Genomic DNA, 2,168 nt, shown 5'->3' on the forward strand with positions numbered 1-2,168 from the left:
AACTTAAGGACGCCGCGTTCATTCAGAATTTCCGCGTTATCGTTAACGTTTTTCGCGAGCAAGCTCGCTCCTACAGTTGACCTTCATCGCTTAACTGACTGGCATTAGGGCAAGCCCGCTCCCACAGGGTTTTGTGTTTGTCGCAATACTTGAGCACGACACGAAATCTGTGGGAGCGGCGGTGCGACGATTCGACTTGCCCGCGATGGCGTCGGGTCTGGCGTTGAGGGGTTTTGATCAGGCCCGGGAAGCCTGGGCAATGACAGGCCGGCGCTCCAGATTCAACGCCAGCACACTGATCAACACGACGACAGCGCCCACGCCAACCATCAATGTTGGCCGCTCTGCCAGCGCGAAAGAAGCAATGACCATCGCCATCGGCGGCACCAGATAAAGCGTCATCGTCGCCCGGCTCAAATCGACGTGCGCCAACACATACGCCCAGGCCAGATACGCCAGCGCACTCGGAAAAATCCCCAGGGCGAACACCGCGAACTGCACACGCAGCGGCGCATTCATGACCTGATCCGCCAGCCCCGGCAGGAAAATCAACAGCAACGCGGTCCCGGACCAGACCGTGTAGCACACCAGGGTCAGCCCGTCATAACGCCCGGTGTGGTGCTTTTGCAGGGCAAAGTAAAGGCTCCACGACAGCGCAGCCAGCAGGATCAGCAAGCCATGGGCGTCGATGTTGCCCAGGCCACTATCACCCGCCACCACAATCACCACGCCGATCAAGCCAAGCATCACGCAGCCCCAGCGCCACACGCTGACCCGATCCTTGAAGACGAAGCGCGCCAGCAAGGTACTGAACAACGGTGTCGACTGCGCCAGCACGCTCGATGCGCCGGCGCTGACGCCTTGTTGGCCGAAATTGATTGTCACGTGATGCAGGCTCACTGCGAAGAAACCCAGCGCAAACAGCAGCGGCACATCACCCAGTTTGGGCAGGCGAATACCGGCGAACGCCGCGACCACGGCCATAAATATTGAAGCAATCAGAAAACGCAGCAGCGCCAGATGCACGGGGTCGTAAGCCTGCAAGCCGATGTGAATGCCTGTCGGGGAATACCCCCAGCAGGCGATGACAAAGAGCATGGCCAGCATGATTTTCAAGGGCGAGGGCGTGAGTGGATTCATGGTCGTGCACCGATGGGATGTGCGCTGAGTATCAGAACCCTGATCGTTCGCCACAACTGACTTATACTGCGCCAACCGTTCACTTTAGGTGATGTATGGAGCTGGCACAGATACGCATGTTCAAGACCGTTGCCGAGGAGGGCAGCATCGCCCGTGCCGCCGAGTTGCTGCATTGCGTGCCGTCGAACATTACGGCACGGATCAAGTCGCTTGAGGCGGAGCTGGGGGTCGCCTTGTTTTTGCGTGAAGGACGCGGGCTGCGTATCAGTCCGTCAGGTCAGACTTTTCTGGCCTATGCCTCGAAGATTCTGGCCCTGACGGCTGAGGCCAAACGCGCAGTGGACCCGGCGGCAGAACCTTCAGGGCCGTTGCGAATCGGCGCGATCGAGTCATCGGCCACCGGTCGCTTGCCGCGGTTGCTGGCCAAATTCCACAAGCGTTATCCGGCGGTGGCGCTGGAGTTGACGACCGGTAGCTGGGGACAGCTGCTGGATGACACGCTGAGCCATCGACTTGATGGCGCGATTGTGGCGGTGGACGTCGAGCGTTCACACCTCAAGCGCACGCCAATGTACCGCGAAGACCTGCTGCTGATTGCCTCGACATCGCTGGGGCCGGTGCGCGGCATGGAGGATCTGCATGACAAGACCGTGTTCATGTGGCCCCAGGGTTGCCCGTATCGAGCCGCGTTGGAGCATTGGCTGTTGCGCCAGGGGTTGGCGTTGCCGATTGTCAGCCTGGCCAGTTACGGCGCGATTGTCGGATGCGTCAGCGCCGGGGCCGGTGTGGCGCTGGTGCCAAAAGGTGTGTTCGATCAATACGCCAAGGGCGCTGGTTGCGTGGGCTATGAGTTCCCCGAACTGACCGCGATCGAAAACCTGTTCTATTGGCATGAAAACGCCGGGGTGCATCCGGCGCGAGAAGCGTTCGTGTCGATGTTGCACGAGGAGTTTGCCTGACGCTGTACCTGTGGGAGCGGGCTTGCTCGCGAAGACGGGGTGTCAGTCACCGGATGCGTTGACTGATGT

2 protein-coding genes are annotated in these 2,168 nt (G+C 60.1%); one reads left to right on the top strand and one right to left on the bottom strand.

The genetic code is table 11. The features are described 5' to 3' along the window. Positions 1–237 precede the first annotated feature (237 nt). Positions 238–1,140, bottom strand: a complete 903-nt coding sequence (locus ACRESJ_RS26050; RefSeq protein ID WP_431760434.1) for a DMT family transporter — start codon at positions 1,138–1,140, stop codon at positions 238–240. 95 nt (positions 1,141–1,235) lie between these two features. Here ACRESJ_RS26050 and ACRESJ_RS26055 point away from each other — a divergent pair, with 95 nt between their 5' ends. Then, positions 1,236–2,099: a LysR family transcriptional regulator gene (locus tag ACRESJ_RS26055; RefSeq protein ID WP_431760435.1), complete on the top strand. Its 864-nt coding sequence runs from the start codon at positions 1,236–1,238 to the stop codon at positions 2,097–2,099. Positions 2,100–2,168 lie beyond the last annotated feature (69 nt).

Origin of the sequence: Pseudomonas sp., assembly GCF_050739655.1 — a bacterium.
Taxonomy (GTDB): domain Bacteria; phylum Pseudomonadota; class Gammaproteobacteria; order Pseudomonadales; family Pseudomonadaceae; genus Aquipseudomonas.

Coding starts and splice junctions, on each gene's coding strand:
- ACRESJ_RS26055 (WP_431760435.1), top strand. CDS start 1,236: ATGGAGCTGGCACAGATACGCATGTTCAAGACCGTTGCCGAGGAGGGC.
- ACRESJ_RS26050 (WP_431760434.1), bottom strand. CDS start 1,140: ATGAATCCACTCACGCCCTCGCCCTTGAAAATCATGCTGGCCATGCTC.